Below are 19730 nucleotides of genomic sequence, written 5' to 3' on the forward strand. Positions count from 1 at the left end.
AGAGACGGGGGCAATAGCTGGCAGCAGATGGTGTATTTGGGCTGCAATCATATTTGCAGCTCTTTTTGTTATGCACAGATATGAGATGATCGTGCATACGAATGATCGTGTGAAGAAGTTCAGTCCTAAGAGCTTTTGTATAAAGTTGAAACAGGAACCTGAGAAAGCTTGTATGAAGGTAAAACCTGAGGCTGATGGGGATAATGTTATGATAAAGTCCGGACAAGAAAACGATCATATGCAAGGAAATGGTGAGATTGAGAACGATCATATTAAGCTGAACACAGGATATAAGTATAGACGGAGAAGAATCGATTGTGTACATAAGTGGCGTAATACAGTGCTTGTATGGCTGATCTTTGTTTTTGTGGGAATTGCAGGGTATTGCAATATGTCCTCACTCCGGACACAGGAGAATTTTGCAAAGGTTGCAGCGGGGGCTTCCTGTAAAGTGAGTGGAATTATATATGACAGGCAGGAGACGACTACCGGCTGGGTGATACATATTCGTGCAAAGAAAGTGGTTGTCAATGTAGCTGAAGAGACAAAAGTAGCTGAAGAGGCAAAAGTAGCCGAAGAGACAAAAGTAGCTGAAAAGACAAAAGAAATTGAAGAAGTAGGGAACCAGCTTGCTTATTCGGGACAGATGAAGATAGTCGCATATATGTCAACATCGGAAAAACCGATACTTGGACAAGATGTAGTGCTGTCCGGTGTTGCAGCTTTACCGGAGCATGCGACGAATCCGGGTGGATTTGATGCAGCGGATTATTATAAGGCAAAGAAGATATTTATGTTCTTAAAAGATACTTCTTATGTGGAAACAGGAGTGAAAAAATCTGAACTGTTGAATACCCTGCAGGGGATAAAGGAACGGGTTGCTTCCGTATATGATCAGACATTTGAGCCGAAGGCTGCTTCGGTTCTTTCTGCAATGGTACTAGGTGATAAGCGAGGGCTGGACAGGGATACAAGAAATATGTATCAGCTAAATGGAATTGCACATATTCTTGCGATATCGGGGCTTCATATAGCGATACTTGGTATGACACTTTTTGAATGGCTTCGTAAAAGAACAGGGTCTTATCGTATTTCCGGATGTGTGGCGATGATTGTGGTTGTATTTTATGGAATTATGACAGGACTGTCCGGATCTACCAGCCGGGCGGTGATTATGATGGGACTTGTAATGATCGGAAAAGCAAAAGGACGATCTACGGATCTTCTGACATCGGCAGGAATTGCAAGTATAGGCATGGCTGTATGGAATCCGTATGTGATCCGGGATGCAGGTTTTCAATTATCCTTTGCTGCTGTTGCAGGATTAGCGGTGATTCATCCGATATATGTTCAGACGTTCGGGAAAACGGGGAAGCTGAGGCAGGCATTTGGGGTCAGTTTGTCATCTTCTCTGGCTACCCTTCCAATCTGTGTATTCTATTATTATCAGTTCCCGTTATATGGAATACTTTTAAATCTTCTGGTTGTGCCGTTAGTTTCCTGCTTGTTGATGTCGGCACTTGTAACAGCAGGATGTGGCATTATTTCCATAAAAGCGGCAGAGCTTGCCGGGATACCGGCACATTTCATTCTGATATTGTATGAAAGACTGTGCGGTCTGTCCGAGAAGATTCCATTTAGCAGTATAAATGTAGGGCATATTTCTGTTCGAATGGTTCTCGTTTATTATTTGGGACTTGGAGTGGTTCTTTTTATCTTGAGGTGTTATGCGGGAGAGAAGAATTCCTCTCAGAGTACGGATGAGAACAATTCGGCGGGCGAAGAAGTTAATAAGTCGATGAGAAAATCATTAGGTAGAGACTTGACTAAGCCGGTGAGGAAAAAGTCAGGCAGATGTGGCAGATATTTATATGGAATTATACTTGTTATACTGCTGACAGCGTTATATGAATACGCCAATCTTGATCGTTCATTTGTCACTGTATTTCTGGATGTTGGTCAGGGTGATGGAATTCTGATACGGACGGAGCAGGGAACTTCGATATTGATCGATGGAGGATCTACCAGTAACCAGAGAGTTGGGGAATATGTTCTGCTTCCGGCAATCAGGTATTATGGGATGTCGGAGCTTGATTATGTATTTGTGACGCATGGGGATGCCGATCATATATCAGGCATAGAGTATTTGCTGAATGCCGAACATATCGGTGTACGGATACGGAATCTGGTTCTTGCAAAGTATGGAGATAGACAAGGACTTGCAAATATAGAGACATTGGCAAAAGAGAAGAATATCAATGTTGTATACATGGAAGCAGGGGATAAGATTCAGGAAAAGCAGAATCCGGATATGGCAGGTTTGACTTTGGAATGTCTTTATCCCTCCGGGAGCACTTTGGAAGCTAAACAGGTGGTTGAGCGAGAAGCTGATAGTATAGCGGAAGCAAAACAGGTGGTTGAGCGAGAAGCTGATAGTATAGCGGAAGCGAAACAGGTGGCTGAACGAGAAGCTTCTGGTATAACGGATGATAAGAAGATAGCAATTGGGTTGGATAATGCAATTACAGCGAATGTTCCGGGAGAAGAGGCTACAGGATCCGGTCTGGATGCGAATGATCTGTCAATGGTTCTTCTTGCGAAATATGATGGAAGAAAAATCTTGTTTACAGGAGATGCCGGAAGTATGGTAGAGAAAAGATTGATTTTAGAAAAAAGTATCCTGTTGTCAGAGACAGATGCATTAAAGGTGGGGCATCACGGTTCGCATTCCGCATCTTCCAAAGGTTTCCTTCAGACGACAAAACCGCAATATGCCATTATTAGCTGCGGCAAAAAGAACCATTACGGACATCCACATGAAGAAACTCTGATGCAGCTTCAGACAATTGGCGCAAGGGTTTACCGCACCGATCAATGTGGTGCAATAATTTTACACATACAATCAGGAAAAATTATGCTTCATGGGTATGGGGGATAAAATTTATGATTTCTACCAAGCCTAAAATGAAATAATGGGTATATGAGAGAAAAGATTTGAATAATACCCTTGGCAAAGCGGGATTTTGGGTATTGTTCAAGAAAATAGGCTGTCATACCAATGTCAATGTCGGGGGGTAGGGTATGGAAGAAAGCAAGTTAAGATAATACCCGCCCCAGCGGAGTGCACCGGGTATGAAAGAAAGCAAGCTAAGATAATACCCGCCCCAGAAGAGTGAGCCGGGTATTGGAGAAGGAAAACGAAAATAATACCCGCCCCACCGGATTGAACAAGGGTATGGATAAAGAAAATTAGACAATATACCACAAACAGGATGAGCAGAAGGGTATGCAAAGTGGGGAAATAGCCTGATACCATGGGAGAAGTGCTATCAAGGGGTATTAATAAATGAAAATGAGAGTTATACCAATAAAAAATATTGCAGAATAACAGCATATAAAGAAACGAGGAGAATGCGTATGATCAAAGATATGATAATAAAAAGAATTGCTGAATTGAAAAATGAAATACATGAGATTGAGATGTTAGAGAAAACACTTCCGAAAGAAGAATTAATATGTGCCAAAAACGGAAAAGGACACAAGTGGTATTTGAAGAATGCAGGAAAATCAATATATCTGCCAAAGAAAGAGAGACACTTGGCTGAAAAACTTGCTATGAAAAAGTATTATATGTTAAGAAAAAAAGATTTAATGTGCGAGCTTGAAGCGTGCAAGGCGTATATCAGGAAAATGCCAAATGAAAATGATACATCTGGTATGCTATTAAAAAATGAAGGCTATGTTGAATTGCTTGGAAAGGCATTTGGACCACATTCAGAGAATTTAGAAGCATGGATGGCAGAAGAATATGAAACAAATAAGAAATATCCGGAGAAGTTGAATATAAAAGGGACACAGGGCAAGTATCTTCGTTCTAAATCAGAAGCAATGATCGATAATGTTTTATTTCGGGAAAGAATACCATTTCGATATGAAAATCAATTGGTGCTGGATGGGATAGTAATGTATCCGGATTTTACGATTCGACATCCCAAAACAGGAGAGTATTATTATTGGGAACATTTCGGTATGATGGATAATTCGGAATATGCGAGTCATGCCTGCAGGAAAATAAAAACATATTGTGATAATGGAATAATACCATCTATTAATTTAATTATGACGTATGAAACCAGTGCTTGTCCTATCGGAATGGAAAGAATAGAGCAAGTGGCAGAATATTATTTCGGATAAATGACACATTTGATATAATGAATGCAAAATTATTTGCTCGCAAGGATGCTGATTTTGCGGAATGCATAGAATGTGCGAAGCACATGATATAATTAGTATAAAGAAGTGGCAAACTACACTCTACAGTGCGTAGAATCCGCAGAAATTCACCATTTTCTACGCTTTATGGGTATGATGCCGGATGCAGGTATGTAATAATCTGGTCAGAAAGGAGGCCGATATGGATCAGATCAGAATAGGCAGGTTTATTGCAGCAGAAAGAAAAAGAAAAGGTTGTACACAGAAGCAACTTGCAGAAAAACTGAATATCAGTGATAAAACAGTTTCCAAATGGGAATGTGGAAAGGGATTCCCGGAAGTGTCTCTGTTATTACCTTTATGTAAGGAACTGGACATTACGGTAAATGAACTGTTGTCCGGTGCAAGAGTGTCTGAGGAAGAATATCAAAAGAAAGCGGAGGAAAATATGGTGAATATGATTAAAGAAAGAGAAGAAAACAAGAAGAAATTAATTCCTACAATTATAACAGGTTTAATTGCAACGATATCATTTATTACATTGATCATGGTTGTTGCAGTGTATACAGAGGTGATCGCAGTACCGGTTAAGATATTACTGATAGTGATCGCATGTGTTATATTTGGTTGTGGACTTATGGTTGCGATGGAAGGTGAGCGCACCATTGGTTATTACAAATGCCGTCATTGCAATGAGCTGTTTGTTCCGACCTTTGGTGCATATACAATGGGAATGCATATGATTTCAACCAGATATTTGAAATGCCCAAAATGTGGAACAAAAACCTGGTGTAAGAAAGTTCTGGCAAAAGAAAATAGAAACATGATGTAAAAGTTCCGGTAAAAGAATTCATCCAGAATATCCAGAGCATCATCTGCATCCATATCGGATATGACTCTTGCGGCTTTATCAAGTGACAGTTCATCCAGATACGGCTTGGCATCATCCAGATAAGAGAAGATCTCTGCGAGCCGTGGGGTGCCGATCATAGTGTACAGGTGCATTCGTTCTGTTTCGTTTAGCCGTGTGATTGCTTCTGCGACATCTTTGTCGTGATAGTTTGCCAAATGCTTCTGCAATACCTGTGCATTCTTTGCATTACGAATGATCTTTACGAGTTCTGTTACATAATCTCTTTTAAATACTGTGATTTTCTTCATTGTGACCTCCTTCCTGCCTGTTTTCAGGCATAAAAATACATCGCCTCAGTGTGAAGACCGGATGGTCAGGATCGTCTGATGCGATGTATGAAAAGGCACACAACAATATAAGATGGGGTTATCGGAGCTTCATAGACAGCCACATCCATTTATGCTTCCTTATCATAACATCGCATATTTTACTTCGTCCAATACGATCGCAACTATCCATGAAAATTCACCTCCATTTGAAAATAGAATTTTAGATTTTTGTATTTGATATTCTCAAAAACCTCTGCTACTATAACAGAAAAGAGTTGAATTGACAACCTGGATAATCCGGGTTGGATAAATTTTATATTTCGGTTATTTTTTTGAAACACATAGAAAACAGGAGGATATCAGATATGCAGATAGAACATGTTGCAATGTATGTTGAAGATCTGGAAAAGACAAAAGAATTTTTTATAAAATATTTTGATGCAAAAGCCGGTGAGCGTTATTATAATCCACAAACAGAGTTTCAGTCTTATTTCTTAAGCTTTGATGATGGAGCAAGACTTGAGATCATGCAGAAGCCAAGGGTGTCAAATCTGAGAAAGGAACTGGCAAGAATTGGTCTTATTCATGTGGCTTTTTCGGTTGGAAGCAGAGAGAAAGTAGATGAGCTTACCAGGAGACTTCAGGAGGACGGATATAAAGTCATCAGTGGACCGCGGGTGACGGGAGATGGATATTATGAGAGCTGCATTTTTGATGTAGAGGATAATCAGATCGAGATTACGGTCTGAATTTCGGAATGAATTTGGGAACACCCCACAAACTATACGCAAAGCCGCTTGACTTTGCCGGTGCCATTCCTTACAATAGATTAGCAGATAAAAGTCTGGTAGATGTATGATACCAGACTTTTTTGTGGTTTAAAGTCAGAAAGAGAAAGGCGAGAGAGAAAATGAAGTGGAAAGATCGATTGGGAATCCGGCTGGTGGCATATCTGGGAGGCTTATTTATCATGACGGCAGGAATCGCCGTATCGGTAAAATCAAACCTTGGAGTATCGCCTGTAAGCTCGATTCCATATACGATTACCTGTGTATTTGGTATGGAGATGGGAAATGCAACCATCCTGTTTCATATTGTATTGGTCCTGTTACAGATCCTGTTATTGCGGAAAGATTTTAAATGGATCAATCTGTGTCAGGTTGTAGTAGGAATTATATTTGGAAAATTCACGACTTTGTGTAATTCGCTTGTGGCATTACTGCCGTCTACGGATAATATGATCATACGACTGGGAATGATGTTAATCAGTGTTGTTCTGATCGCTGTCGGAATCTTCTTCTATCTGCCGGCAAATATTATGCCACTAGCAGGAGAGGGTGCGATGCAGGCAGTATCTAAGATTTCCGGCATTGCATTTCCAAAGGTTAAGATAGGATTTGACTGCAGCATGGTTATCATTTCACTTGTTACATGTCTGATCGCGATACATAGTGTTGGCAGTGTTGGAATCGGAACAGTTATGGCAGCGGTTCTGGTGGGCTTTGTACTGGGATCGGTAACAAAGGCATTTGGAATATGGCGTGATCATCTGTATTACGGAAGAATATCATAGACAGGTGTTGAAAATAAAAACGGTATTTGGCATAATGTACTGGAGCAGGAAAGAAAGGAGACATAGCTATGGCAGCAGGAAAAAAGCAGAATGATAAGGATGCAATGGCGGTTATAAATGAGCATATAAAAAACGAAAGCTATGCTCCGGTATATCTGTTATATGGGGACGAAACATATCTCGTGAACCAGTACAGAGATAAATTGCTTTCGGCGGTAACAGACCGTGACGACAATATGAACTTTGCAAAGTTTGCAGGCGAGAAGACAGATCCGATGGAGATCATAGGCTTCTGTGAAACAATGCCGTTCTTCGCTGACCGGCGGGTGGTGCTGGCAGAAGGGACCGGATTGTTTAAAAAGAGCTGTGAGGAATTTGTCGAGCGGATCAAAGAGCTGCCGGATACTTCGCTGATCCTGTTTGTTGAGTCCGAAGTTGATAAGAGAAATAAATTATATAAAACCATTGATAAGCTGGGAGAAGCCCTGTGCTTTGAAACTCCAAATGAGAAGACTCTGGCTGTATGGGTTAAAGGAATGTTCAAAGGCGAAGGAAAACAGATAACCGATGATGCAATCCGTTCGCTGATCGAGCATACCGGATCGGATATGAATTCAATCAAGAATGAGATTGATAAACTGATAAGCTATACAGTGGACAGAGAGGCTGTAACGACATCCGATGTCGAGAATCTCTGCGTGGGGAATTCGGAAGGACATATCTTTGAGATGATTGATGCAATCTCCAGAAAACAGCAGGATCGAGCAATCCATCTGTACCATGAGTTGCTTGAGAACCGGGAACCGGCGATGCGGATTTTGTTTTTGATAGCGAGACAGTACGATCTGTTGTTAAAGACTAAGATGTGTCTTGCTGAGAATAAGAATTATGCAGATACGGCATCTGTACTTGGGGTTCCGTCCTGGTCGGTGAAGAAATATGCGGAACAGTGCCGGAATTATTCGGAACAGGAATTAAAGAAGATCATGGAAGCCTGTCAGGATACTGACTATAAATTAAAGACGAGTCAGGCATCGGATGTAGTGGCAGTGGAAGTGCTGTTAATATCATTGAGTCGGTAGCTGGTATGTGACGCGCAGGAATGCAGTGAGTCAAAACATACCGTAGGTATTGCGATTTGGATGCCGGAATTATTACACAAAAAAACAGAACCTCAAGGGTTCTGTTTTTTTGACGGTTTTGATTATATATGTGCAGCCTTACATATGTAATCAATTATAAAAATATATATGAGTCAGATTAAGCCATCTTGTTGACAGCGGCTGTAAGACGTGATACTTTACGAGAAGCATTGTTCTTGTGGTAAACGCCCTTTGAAGCAGCCTTGTCAATCTCTGAGATAGCAACCAGAAGATTTGCCTGAGCAGCTTCTTTGTCACCAGCAGCGATAGCAGCTTCTACCTTTTTGATAACTGTCTTAACCTTAGACTTGATCATCTTGTTTCTTAAAGTCTTCTTGTCAATTACTTCAATTCTTTTCTTTGCAGATTTGATGTTAGCCAAAATTCTCTACCTCCATTTGAATTATAGATTATAATAAGGTTTTTACATTAAAACCGGACACGGACAATTCAATGTAAACATACTCATCAATATTAGTATAGAGAGATTTATTTGTCAAGGGGCGAAGTGAAAATATTTCCATTTCTGAAAAATAAGATCGGATCTTATTCCTATCAATTTTATTTCTATCTTATTTCATCCTATTTCTGGTACTTGTTGGCTTGTATGGAAAGGGAGGACATGTTATACTGTTTCTATTAATGCGTTATATATTATTACATACCAGGAGGTAAGAAAATGTTTGGATTTGATGAAATTACAAAAGTGGATCCGGAAGTTGCGGCGGCAATGACGGATGAACTGAACAGACAGAATAACAATCTGGAGCTGATCGCATCAGAGAATATCGTATCAAAGGCAGTTATGGCAGCTATGGGAAGCCATCTGACAAACAAATATGCGGAAGGTTATCCCGGAAAAAGATATTATGGTGGATGCCAGTATGTAGACGTAGTGGAAGATCTTGCCAGAGAGCGTGCAAAAAAATTATTTGGATGTGAATATGTAAATGTTCAGCCACATTCCGGAGCACAGGCGAATATGGCAGTATTTTTCGCTATTTTAAATCCCGGCGATACGTTTATGGGAATGAATCTGGATCACGGCGGACATCTGACACATGGTTCACCTGTAAATATGTCCGGTAAATATTTTCATTGCGTACCTTATGGTGTAAATGATGATGGATTTATAGATTATGACAAGGTTCTTGAGATCGCAAAGGAATGCAAGCCAAAGCTGATCGTAGCAGGTGCATCTGCATATGCAAGAGCAATCGATTTCAAGAGATTCCGTGAGATCGCAGATGAGGTTGGTGCATATCTGATGGTAGATATGGCACACATCGCAGGTCTTGTAGCAGCAGGACTTCATATGAGCCCGATTCCATATGCACATGTTACAACAACTACTACACATAAGACACTTCGCGGACCTAGAGGTGGTATGATCATGTGCAGCAACGAGATCAATGAGAAATTCAACTTCAATAAGGCAGTATTCCCTGGTATCCAGGGTGGACCTCTGATGCATGTCATCGCAGGTAAGGCAGTATGCTTAAAGGAAGCATTACAGCCGGAATATAAGGAGTATCAGGCACAAGTTGTAAAGAATGCAGCAGCACTTGCATCTGCATTAATGGCAAGAGGCTTCAATATCGTATCAGGAGGAACAGATAACCACCTTATGCTGGTAGATCTTCAGAATCTGGATCGTACCGGTAAAGAAGTAGAGAAGCTTTTGGATGAGGTTCATATCACTGTAAATAAGAACACAGTACCAAATGATCCAAAATCTCCGTTTGTAACAAGCGGTATCCGTATCGGAACACCTGCAGTTACAACCAGAGGTGCAAATGAAGCTGATATGGAGACAATTGCTGAGGCTATCAAGGCAGCAGTTATTGATGATGATAAGGCAAGAGCAGAAGCCCTTGTTAAGAGTATTGTAGAGAAATATCCACTGTATGCATAAGGTTGTTATATGGAAGATTTATTTGACGAGAAGCTGTTAGAAGCGATCCGGCTTGCAGAAGCATTGCAGGATGGACAGTCAGAAGAAAAAGAGCCAGAAGTAAAAAAGACAGAAGTAAAACAGGAAACCGAAAGTAGCAGTCCGGTCAGCCGGCAGGAAGAACCGGCTGCTGACCCGGCTCCTCAGACAGGTGAAGAAGCTGTTGATCTGTTGATTAAAGAGATCGTACAGGAAGCGCAGGATGAGATTGCAGCGGAAGGGATCCGAACCGAAGATATAAAAAAGAATTTTTTTCAAAAGAAAGCGGAAAATCAGAACGAAACTTCGTTCAGAGAAAAAACTCAGAATCAAAAAAGAGATATTGAGAAAAGTACAGATGAGGATCTGTATGTACGTGCGCGGGAACATAAGCGAATGGGACCGAAAAAGCTGCGTGATCCGTGGAGTCTGAAGAAGAAAATAATTGTTGGCACATTTGTGGCGATCCTTGTTCTGGTCGGAATACCGACAGCCATTCTGGCTTGGATGATAAATCAGGGAAAGAAACAGCTGGCAGCAAATGCAGCATCGGAGATCATCAGTTTTCATGAGGATGGTTCGCATTCTACTGCGGTAACCTATAATGGAAAAAATTATGTATATAATAAAGACATTATATCGATCCTTGTATTTGGCGTAGATAACAGTGAGTATCAGGCACCAAAAGAGGATTCTTCCGATGACCTGAATCTGTATGGGGAAGAGACAACGGAAGAAACCGATACCAGAGACAGGGATGATGAATTGACATATTCCGATGCAAATGGATCGGAATATGTACGGTATGGTGGAAGGGTTGATATGTGTTTCCTGTTTGTATTTAATAAAAAGACAGGAAAACTGGATGTGATCGATATTAACCGGGACAGCATGACGGATGTCGATATCTGTACAACGAAGGGCGAGGTCGCGCTGACTGATACGATGCAGGTGGGGCTTGCCTATGGATATGCAGATGGCGGGACGATAAGCTGTCAGAATTTCACAAAGAAGATTTCAGAGATGCTCTACGATCTTCCGATCCATGGCTATATCGCACTTGATATGGAAGGAATTGCGGATATCAATGACGCGGTAAAAGGTGTTACCCTATATGCCAAAGATACGGTGAGTGAGAATGTATTTGCCAAGGATACAGTGACGCTTGAAGATGAAGATGCATATAAGTATGTAGAGAAGATGGCAACTGGCATAGATGCCATTGGCGAACATGCAAAACGAATGGCAAGGCAGGAGCAGTATCTTACTTTATGGATTGAGCGATTCCTGCAGCTTTATGGAGATAGCAGGAAAGAAGCAAAGGTTGTATATGAAGCGGCAAAACCGTATATGCAGACGAATCTGGATCGAAATGATATCCTGTATTTATATTACCGGATGCATGGGATTGATCTGGGTGTGACAGAAGCGGATGTGATAGATCTGCCGGGTAAATATGAGAGAAACACGTATTTTGATGAATACAAACTGGATCAGGACGCGTTGGTTGATTTATTGATCCGGGTATTTTATACAGAAAAAGAATAATTTGTAAAAATGTTCCAAATGCGGATTGAAGCAAGATCGGAAAAATGGTAAAATTGACCTAGATTTTGCGGATTTTCCGTATTTGGAATTTTTATTTTACAGGGCGGTCTGCTCCGCAGACAAACGAAGACATGGAGGGTTGCATAATATGAAAAAATGTGTAAGATTCGTAACGGCGTGGTTGCTAACCATTGTAATGGTAGCAGTGACAGTATTCCAGTGGGGAGGGCTGGCGGCAGGTGCCGGAGAAACCGTACAGGCGGCAGACTTGATCGATCTGAGTGATGAAGACACGAATAACGTAAAAATTAATCTGACAAATAGCACAGGGAACTTCCGGTATACAGGTTCTCCGATTGAACCGGAAATTTCTGTTACCGTGAATGGACAGACGATCAGCCCGAATTGTTATACGGTTGAATATAAGGATAATGTAGAGCTTCGAAAGGGAACAGAATCAGCTGAGATCTGGATCTATGGTATTGAGAGTCGGGGATATACAGGTTCTCAGTATGCATATTTTCATATTATAGAGGGCGATATTTCAAAAGCTGACGTTGCTTTTAAAGGTGATGCATATTATAACAGGACAGGATCAATCCTGTATGTGCCATATGTAAAACCGGGAGTAATGAATCCACTTATTGATAAAGTATCCTATGGAGGGAAAAAGTTAACTGAAAATAAGGATTATACATTGACAAAGGGAAACGCATTAAAAGGAGTTGGAGAAAGTGGCAATCTTGTTATTACAGGAAAATCAGGCTCTAACTGGTCATCGGCTTCTTCTTACAGTAAGAAAATACCTTGGCAGGTAGTAAAGGCAGATATTGCGTCCGAGAATATCACCATGGAATATACGAATTGTACCTATGATGGAACAGCAAAGGCACCAAAGATTACAATAGAGGATTCCAGATTCAGAACATATTATCCAACAGCAACAGTTGATGGAACATTGGAAGAGGGTACAGATTATACAGTTACATATGGCGATGCAGCTCATGATAATATACAGCCGGGAACCGTGAAAGTAGTGATCACAGGAAAAGGTAATTATTCTGGTTCGGTTGAGAAAGAATTTACGATCAGTGATGCCGGAAAGAATCAGGATATTTCCCAGGCGGATATCAAAGTATCGGATGCAACTTATACCGGTGCAGCGGTGACTCCGGATGTAAAAGTTGTCTATGCCGGTACGCCATTGAAAAAGGATAAGGATTATACGGTTCAATATCGAAATAACATAAATGTTGGTACAATGACTGCAACTGCAGTTATCAGTGGAATGGGTGATTATACAGGCTCGGTAGAAAAGAACTTTACGATCAATAAAAAGGATTTGAGTGATCCGACCATTAAGGTTACAGCAAGTGATGTGACATATGCATATGGTTCTAATGTTTCATCACCTGTAATTACTGTTACAGATACAGCATCGGGAAAAGAATTAACTGGTGGAACATATGGTACAGATTATACGATCAGTTATCCTACACGTCCTACAGAAGTTGGAGACAATTATTCATTTACGATCACAGCAAAGGCAGATTCTAATTATACAGGAACTGCAACAGGTACATATCGGGTGCTGCCACTTGATGTATCACAGTCCGCACAGGTGACACTGGCACAAACGGAATATGAGTATAATGGTGAGGCGTTTAAGCCTGCTGTAACAGCTGTAGTTGTAAATGGAATAACCTTGGAAACCAGAAAAGATTATGCAGTAGATTATAAGGATAATATAGATGCTGGTGATAAGGCTAAAGTTATTGTTACATTTAAAGGAAATTATACAGGAAGTGTGACATCATACTTTACGATCACATCACCACTTCCAAATGTTAAAGATGCGTCTCTTACAATAGCGGATCAGACATATACAGGAAAACAGATCACTCCGGATGTAAGTACGATAACGATAGCAGGTCAGACCTTTACAAAGGATAAGGATTATACCGTTACTTACGGGGAGAACAAGAATGTTGGTTATGGTCAGATCACATTGACAGGAAATAAACATACCTGTGCAGGAACCCGTTTGATTGAGTTCAAGATCAATGCAGCGAATATTAATCGGGTTTGTACCGTGAAAGGTCTGGTATCCGGTCAGAAATTCGCATATACCGGTTCGGCGATCATACCAAAGATATCTGTAATTTATGGAAACATTACTCTGGTTGAGAATGAAGATTATACGATCCAGTATAGTTCATCGAATCCGGTAAAAGCGGGATCGTACGTTGTGGTGATCACTGGTAAAGGTAATTATACAGATCATATAGACCTGTTGTATATGATCACTTCCGTTTCTATTGATAGTGCAACCGTTAAATATGCAGAATATGATAATATCTATAATGGATCTGCAAAAAAACCTAAGGTTACAAGCATTGTAACGGAAGATGGAACAACAATAACTGATCTGAATGCTTTTGATGTTACATATACAAATAATGTAGATAAAGGAACAGCTACGATTACAGTAAAACCAAAGAGTACAAATAGTAATTATACAGGAACTGCAAGTACAACCTTTACGATCAAGAAAGCGACCCTTTCAAATGACACCTGTATGATCAGTACTGTTTCGGATCAGACATTTACCGAAAACGAGATCAAGCCGGAACCAACACTGACAATTGCCGGAAGAACCCTTGTAAAAGGAATTGACTATACAGCAGATTATATAGATAACATAAATGTCGGAACAGCGACGATCCGGTTTACAGGAACAGGCAACTATACAGGTAATGCAGTAAAGACATTTAATATCGTAAGTAAGAGTATTGCAGGAGCCAAGGTAACGGTTCCGGCACAGATATATGCCGGTTCGGCATTTGCACCATCAGCTGATCGGATATCTGTTGTATTAGATGGCAAGACGCTGGATTCAAAGTATTACACAGTTAAGTATACAAATAATAAAGATGCGGGAACAGCTACAGCAACTGTAACAGGTAAAAACGGATATAGTGGTTCGGCATCAGGAGATTTCACGATCGAGAAAGCAACGATTGATAGTTGTACCGCCGAATATTCCGGAAAAATGATGTGGAATAACGGACAGGTAATTACGCCGGAGATCACTTTGAAACTCGGCAATTACACCCTTGTAAAAGGAATCGATTACACAGTTACTTATAATAACAATCAGAATGAAACCACAAAAGCGGAGATTAATGTAACAGGTACAGGCAATTTCACAGGAACTAAGACCTATTACTTTGAGATCACAAGAAACAGAACAGATATTAATGACAGTTCCATTAAGGTTAATGCATCAGATCTGGAATATGATGGTGGAAAGGAAGTAACACCGGTTATAACAGTGACACAGAACGGAAAGCTTCTGGCAGAAGAAGAATCTTATGATGTAGCTGTGATAAATAAGACCAAAGGATATGAAGTCGGTTCAGTAATTACTGTGAAGCTCACCGGTAAAGATGCATTTGCAGGAACAAGAGAAGTGACATTCGAGATCACGGCAATTGACCTTACAGGAGCAGTAGCAGAACTGGAGAAGGATACATTTGAGTATACAGGGGATGCGATCATTCCGGTTGTGAAGATGATCACGACAAAGTCAGGAAAGAAGATTACAGATCTGTCTGAACTGAGGGTACAGTATGCTAATAATACGGCGGCAGGTACAGCAACGGCAACGATCACAGGTAAGACGAATCATTATACCGGAATCATATCAAAGTCTTTTGAGATCCGGAGAAAGTCAATTACGGCAGCAGATATTATTTGTAAAGTAGCAGATGCAACCTATACAGGAGCTCAGATACAGCCTGAGACATCTGATATTAAGGTAACCGGAAACGGAAATAATCTTCAGCAATGGGCTGATTATAAGATTGTGTCCTATGGAGAGAATATCAATGCCGGCAAGGATGCCGGATCAATAGTCATCGAAGGTGTGAATAATTATACCGGTCAGAAGACAGTGTACTTTACGATCAACCCGCAGAGTATAGCCGGAGCAACAGTAAATGTTAATCGTTCTTATACCTATAGTGGAAAGGCATGGGAGCCGCAGGCATCTGATCTTACAGTCAGCGTAAATGGCAGACAATTAAGTTCAGGTGACTACACGATCACACGCTATGATAATAATACAAATGCAGGTACAGCCACAGTTACAGTTGCAGGTGTTGATAACTACACCGGGACAATGACAGGCAATTTCACGATTGCGGCTAAGAACTTACAGGATAGCAGCATTGATGTGAGATGTGCCTCAAAGGTATCCTATGAGGATGGTAAGGAATGTAAGCCTCCAGTCAGAGTTTATGATGGAAGTAAAGAACTGACTGGAAATGATTATACTGTTACCTACGAGAATAATACAGCTGTAACAACGGAATATTCAAAGGCAAAAGCTATTGTCAAAGGTATGGGTAACTATACAGGTCAGTTTACCAAAGAGTTTGAGATCAGTAAGGACATTATTAATATTACCGGTGCCACAGTAACGGTAAATAAGACATTTGTATATAACGGAAGTGTACAGACACCGGAAAAAACGGATCTCACTGTAAAATTAGCAGATGGAACGGTACTTGATAATACATCATATACAATTGTAGCAGTAAAGGATAATATAGGTGCAGGTACGGCTACGATAACCGTAGAAGGCTGTGGAGATTACTCAGGTACGGCATCAGGAACTTACGAGATCACACCAAAGAATATCACAGAATGTCAGGTTCATTATTCTTCAAGTGTTGATTATACCGGTGCAGAATGTAGACCGGGAGTAACTGTAATGGATGGAGAAACTGTAGAACTTACAAAGGATAAGGACTATACAGTTTCCTACAGCAATAATACAAATCCCGGAACAGCTACGATCACTATAAAAGGTCAGGGCAATTATACCGGAACCTATACCGGAAGCTTTACGATTGTAAAGAAGAATGATCCAACACCGGAGAAGATCAATCTGTCATCCGCTGTGATAACAGTTGCAGATCAGACCTATACCGGAAAGACATTGATACCAAGTATAACAGTAGTGTTAAATGGAGCGGTTCTTCCGGCATCAGCTTACACCATAGCATATAGCAATAATATAAATGTTGGAACGGCAACTGTTACGGTTACAGGTCAGGGTAATTATGTTGGAAGCGCTTCGGCGACATTTACGATCAAGGCAGCAGCAAAGCCTGTTACACCTACTGTAACAAAGCCGGGTAAGGTAAAGGGAATCAGTGTAAAGAGTGTAAAGACAACATCTGCAACCCTGAAATGGAAGAAGGTATCAGGCGCATCCGGTTATATGATTTACAGGAAGAATCCATCGACCGGAAAGTCGAAGCTTGTGAAGACTGTAAGTTCAAAAACAGTTTCTTATAAAGCAACAAAGCTGAAATCAGCAACCAAGTATACATACACGATCTATGCTTACAAATTGTCAGGCAAGACCAAGATCAAAGGTTCCGGCACAGCATACACATTTGTTACAAAGCCGGGTGCTGTTAAGAAGACAAAGGCAGTATCCAAGAAAGCAAAGACATGCGTAGTAAGCTGGAAAAAAACAAAGGGAGCCGATGGTTATGAAGTCTATATGGCTACATCCAAGAAAGGCAAATATAAGAAGATCGGTCAGACCAAGAAAGTAACACTTACCAAGAAGAAATTAAAGAAAGGTAAGACCTGTTATTTCAAAGTCAGAGCGTATAAGACATATAAGGGCAAGAAAACCTATGGTGCTTATACAAAGGTTATAAAAGCAAAAATCAAATAGATGAAAACTTTATAAAAAACTCCATCCATAGCGGATCATATTCAGATAGAATAGAAACCGCTGTGGATGGAGCTTTATTTATATATGATTATTCTATAGTTTATAATGTTTGCCGTTAGGCATACGGATGTTATTTACATAAGATGTTTTTCATATAGGGAATTGCCAGATAATTGTCTGCCTGATCCTGTAAAAAGGAGATGATATTCTTATAAGGAAAGATTTTTGTCTTACAATCATCAGGAGAGTTCTGTGCATTAGAGCAGACCGCCTGATTACCAGAGCCGAATGCGGCCTGATCTTCAGACACGATTGCCTCCACGGTTCCGACATATGCCGATAAACTTGTTTTTATCATTCCGGCATCGTTGGGGATACATTCTTTGATATGTATATCTTCCGCCCGATATGATACATGATCCGGGACAAATGGATGAAACTGTCTGTTCAGAACAGGATTGATCCGGTCATACTCGCCATAGAACCATTTGTCAGAGAAGAAGTCCGCAAGCGGGATTCGTGCCTCCTGCCCTTTGAGAAGCCTTACAAATAAGGGATGCCTGGTATCGACAGAGGGAGCACCGGATTCATCTTCAAAGATAAAAAAATGCTGCCAGAAATCCGTCACATAACTGGCATCCAGTTGTAAATGAGCAAGAATCCCTAGATCGATAGGAGAAAGCTCCTGATTCCCATACAGAGCATAAACCGTTGTCATGTCCGGATATTTTGTGATCTGATATTTCTGGTATAATGGACGGAAATGCGTTCGTTCTTTATCCGATGTGACATCGGGAAGAATGCATCCAAGCATGAATTCTTCTGTAAATGTCTTAGATATATTTATTTGTTTACTAAAATTATTTAAAATCATTTCGCCTTCTACGAGGTGCATCAAAAATCCTGGCATTGTCTTGACCTTCTTTCTCAGATAATAATAGATAGTTTATAGTAGAGTGTCAAGCACGGAGAAATAAGCGGCACCATTCATTTCCGGTGTTGACGAAATATGGAAAAGGCTTTAAAGTAAACGACAGAAGTACATTTGTTTGAAAAGAGGTGCGGTAAATGGGTACAAAGCTTTGCCCGATTTGTGACAGTTCGGTAAATAGTATTAATTTTTGCAAGACATGTAAGCGGTTTGTTACTCCGATCGAGAATAATCATACATTTTATCTGAATGAAAGACGGAGTGATGTAGATTATCGACGAGATTATAATTTTGACGGAGATGTCTATGATTATAGTGCGGATAAGCTGGAGGTAGAAGATACTGTATCTGACTGCCATGATGAATTTGAATTTGACAGGGATGAGCAAAAGGATTTTCATGATGGATTCGGATCTGATCATAATGAAGATTACAACCGGAAGGAGAAACAGAAAGCATATTCTGACATACAGAACGGACAGACGAAATCGACAGAAGGAGAATGGAAATCCTGGCAGAATCGTGCACCGGGAACTTCGTATAATACAGAAAATAAGAAAAAGAAAGCATCTGCGCTTGCTATTATCGGTGTCATTATTGGTTTATGCTGCGAATTTTTACCGGTCATATTTGATCATATAAAGGATGATTCGTATGAGGCAGATACAGAAGAAGAGAATATAGAAGATGATACTTATATGGATCAGGATACGGAATGGGACAACGAAGACATAGATGATGCTTCACTTGCTGCTCCGGACGGCTATATGTATTATACTTCTCCCGGAGAAAAACAGGGATCAGAAGGTAATTATTACACGGCTCTTTCAGCAGAAGAAGTGTCAGAGGATGGCGGAGAATGTACTCTGGTTGGTCATTATGATGGCACAGCCATGGCGGATTTTGAATCTGATATGCTGGCAGGCGCGCAGAATATGGGAATCGGTCTGCAGGCGGATGAGTATGGCAGATATCTTGGACTCTATAAGTATGACGATGGAAATACCTGCTATGAGAAAAAAGATTCATTTTATGCAGATATGGGATTCCTTCGTGTTGCGGTCTATGGAGATTATAACTCTGACAGAATCCATTCATTGATGATCGCACAGAAGATTCAGGATGACAATGATTATTACCGTATGGATGATATATATACGATAATTGCAAATGCTCTTGATGAACCGGATCTGGAATCCGGAAGTGGTTACGATTCTATTATAGCAGGGCTCCATACTTTGCGTGATGCGACGGATACATCAGATGAAACGGGAAATAATTATACAGAAGTACATATTGGAGAATGGGAGATATCGGTTTCACGTCTGGGAGGCTATCTGTACGTTGATATGTATGTAGAGCAATAAAAAGGTTAAATCTTCATGAACAAAAATGCTATTATATTGCAAGCAAAAAAGAATATGTCTATAATGAATGCGAAATTATCAGAA

At 40.5% G+C, this 19730-nt stretch carries 12 protein-coding genes; 10 read left to right on the forward strand and 2 right to left on the reverse strand.

Features of this window, described 5'->3' with window-relative positions; translation table 11 throughout:
• The first annotated feature begins 70 nt into the window (after positions 1-70).
• The 6 genes from DWW43_RS05400 (at position 71) to holA (ending at position 8049) form a co-directional block, all read left to right on the forward strand.
• On the forward strand, positions 71-2938 hold the full coding sequence (locus DWW43_RS05400) for a ComEC/Rec2 family competence protein (RefSeq protein ID WP_133302400.1): 2868 nt from the start codon (positions 71-73) through the stop codon (positions 2936-2938).
• Positions 2939-3417: 479 nt separating this feature from the next.
• Complete coding sequence (locus tag DWW43_RS05405; protein WP_119962945.1) at positions 3418-4194, forward strand: hypothetical protein; 777 nt, start codon at positions 3418-3420, stop codon at positions 4192-4194.
• A 220-nt stretch (positions 4195-4414) separates the two neighbouring features.
• Complete coding sequence (locus DWW43_RS05410) at positions 4415-5044, forward strand: helix-turn-helix domain-containing protein (RefSeq protein ID WP_243104401.1); 630 nt, start codon at positions 4415-4417, stop codon at positions 5042-5044.
• A 715-nt stretch (positions 5045-5759) separates the two neighbouring features.
• Positions 5760-6143, forward strand: coding sequence for a VOC family protein (locus tag DWW43_RS05420; RefSeq protein WP_119962947.1), 384 nt, complete (start codon positions 5760-5762; stop codon positions 6141-6143).
• Positions 6144-6304: 161 nt separating this feature from the next.
• On the forward strand, positions 6305-6967 hold the full coding sequence (locus DWW43_RS05425) for a DUF6198 family protein (protein ID WP_119962948.1): 663 nt from the start codon (positions 6305-6307) through the stop codon (positions 6965-6967).
• A 68-nt stretch (positions 6968-7035) separates the two neighbouring features.
• Positions 7036-8049 (forward strand): DNA polymerase III subunit delta, encoded by a 1014-nt coding sequence (holA, locus tag DWW43_RS05430; RefSeq protein WP_119962949.1) that lies wholly within the window; start codon positions 7036-7038, stop codon positions 8047-8049.
• A 178-nt stretch (positions 8050-8227) separates the two neighbouring features.
• Here holA and rpsT read toward each other — a convergent pair whose 3' ends face one another.
• Positions 8228-8491: a 30S ribosomal protein S20 gene (gene rpsT / locus DWW43_RS05435; RefSeq protein ID WP_008401332.1), complete on the reverse strand. Its 264-nt coding sequence runs from the start codon at positions 8489-8491 to the stop codon at positions 8228-8230.
• Positions 8492-8788: 297 nt separating this feature from the next.
• On the opposite strand from rpsT, the gene glyA reads away from it, so the two are divergent.
• From glyA to DWW43_RS05450, 3 genes are all read left to right on the forward strand, one after another.
• Entirely contained in the window at positions 8789-10024 is a 1236-nt protein-coding gene (gene glyA / locus DWW43_RS05440; RefSeq protein ID WP_119962950.1) for a serine hydroxymethyltransferase, read from the forward strand.
• Positions 10025-10033: 9 nt separating this feature from the next.
• The gene (locus tag DWW43_RS05445; RefSeq protein ID WP_119962951.1) at positions 10034-11590 is read left to right on the forward strand and encodes an LCP family protein; all 1557 of its coding nucleotides are present in this window, start codon (positions 10034-10036) and stop codon (positions 11588-11590) included.
• 148 nt (positions 11591-11738) lie between these two features.
• A complete protein-coding gene (locus DWW43_RS05450; protein ID WP_119962952.1) occupies positions 11739-17348 on the forward strand; it encodes a fibronectin type III domain-containing protein in 5610 nt (1869 codons plus the stop codon).
• Positions 17349-17478: 130 nt separating this feature from the next.
• Here DWW43_RS05450 and DWW43_RS05455 read toward each other — a convergent pair whose 3' ends face one another.
• Entirely contained in the window at positions 17479-18258 is a 780-nt protein-coding gene (locus DWW43_RS05455; protein WP_119962953.1) for a hypothetical protein, read from the reverse strand.
• Between the two features lie 158 nt (positions 18259-18416).
• On the opposite strand from DWW43_RS05455, the gene DWW43_RS05460 reads away from it, so the two are divergent.
• On the forward strand, positions 18417-19646 hold the full coding sequence (locus DWW43_RS05460) for a hypothetical protein (RefSeq protein WP_119962954.1): 1230 nt from the start codon (positions 18417-18419) through the stop codon (positions 19644-19646).
• Positions 19647-19730 lie beyond the last annotated feature (84 nt).

The sequence above is a fragment of the Clostridium sp. AF15-41 genome, assembly GCF_003604095.1.
Taxonomy (GTDB): Bacteria; Bacillota; Clostridia; order Lachnospirales; family Lachnospiraceae; genus Coprococcus.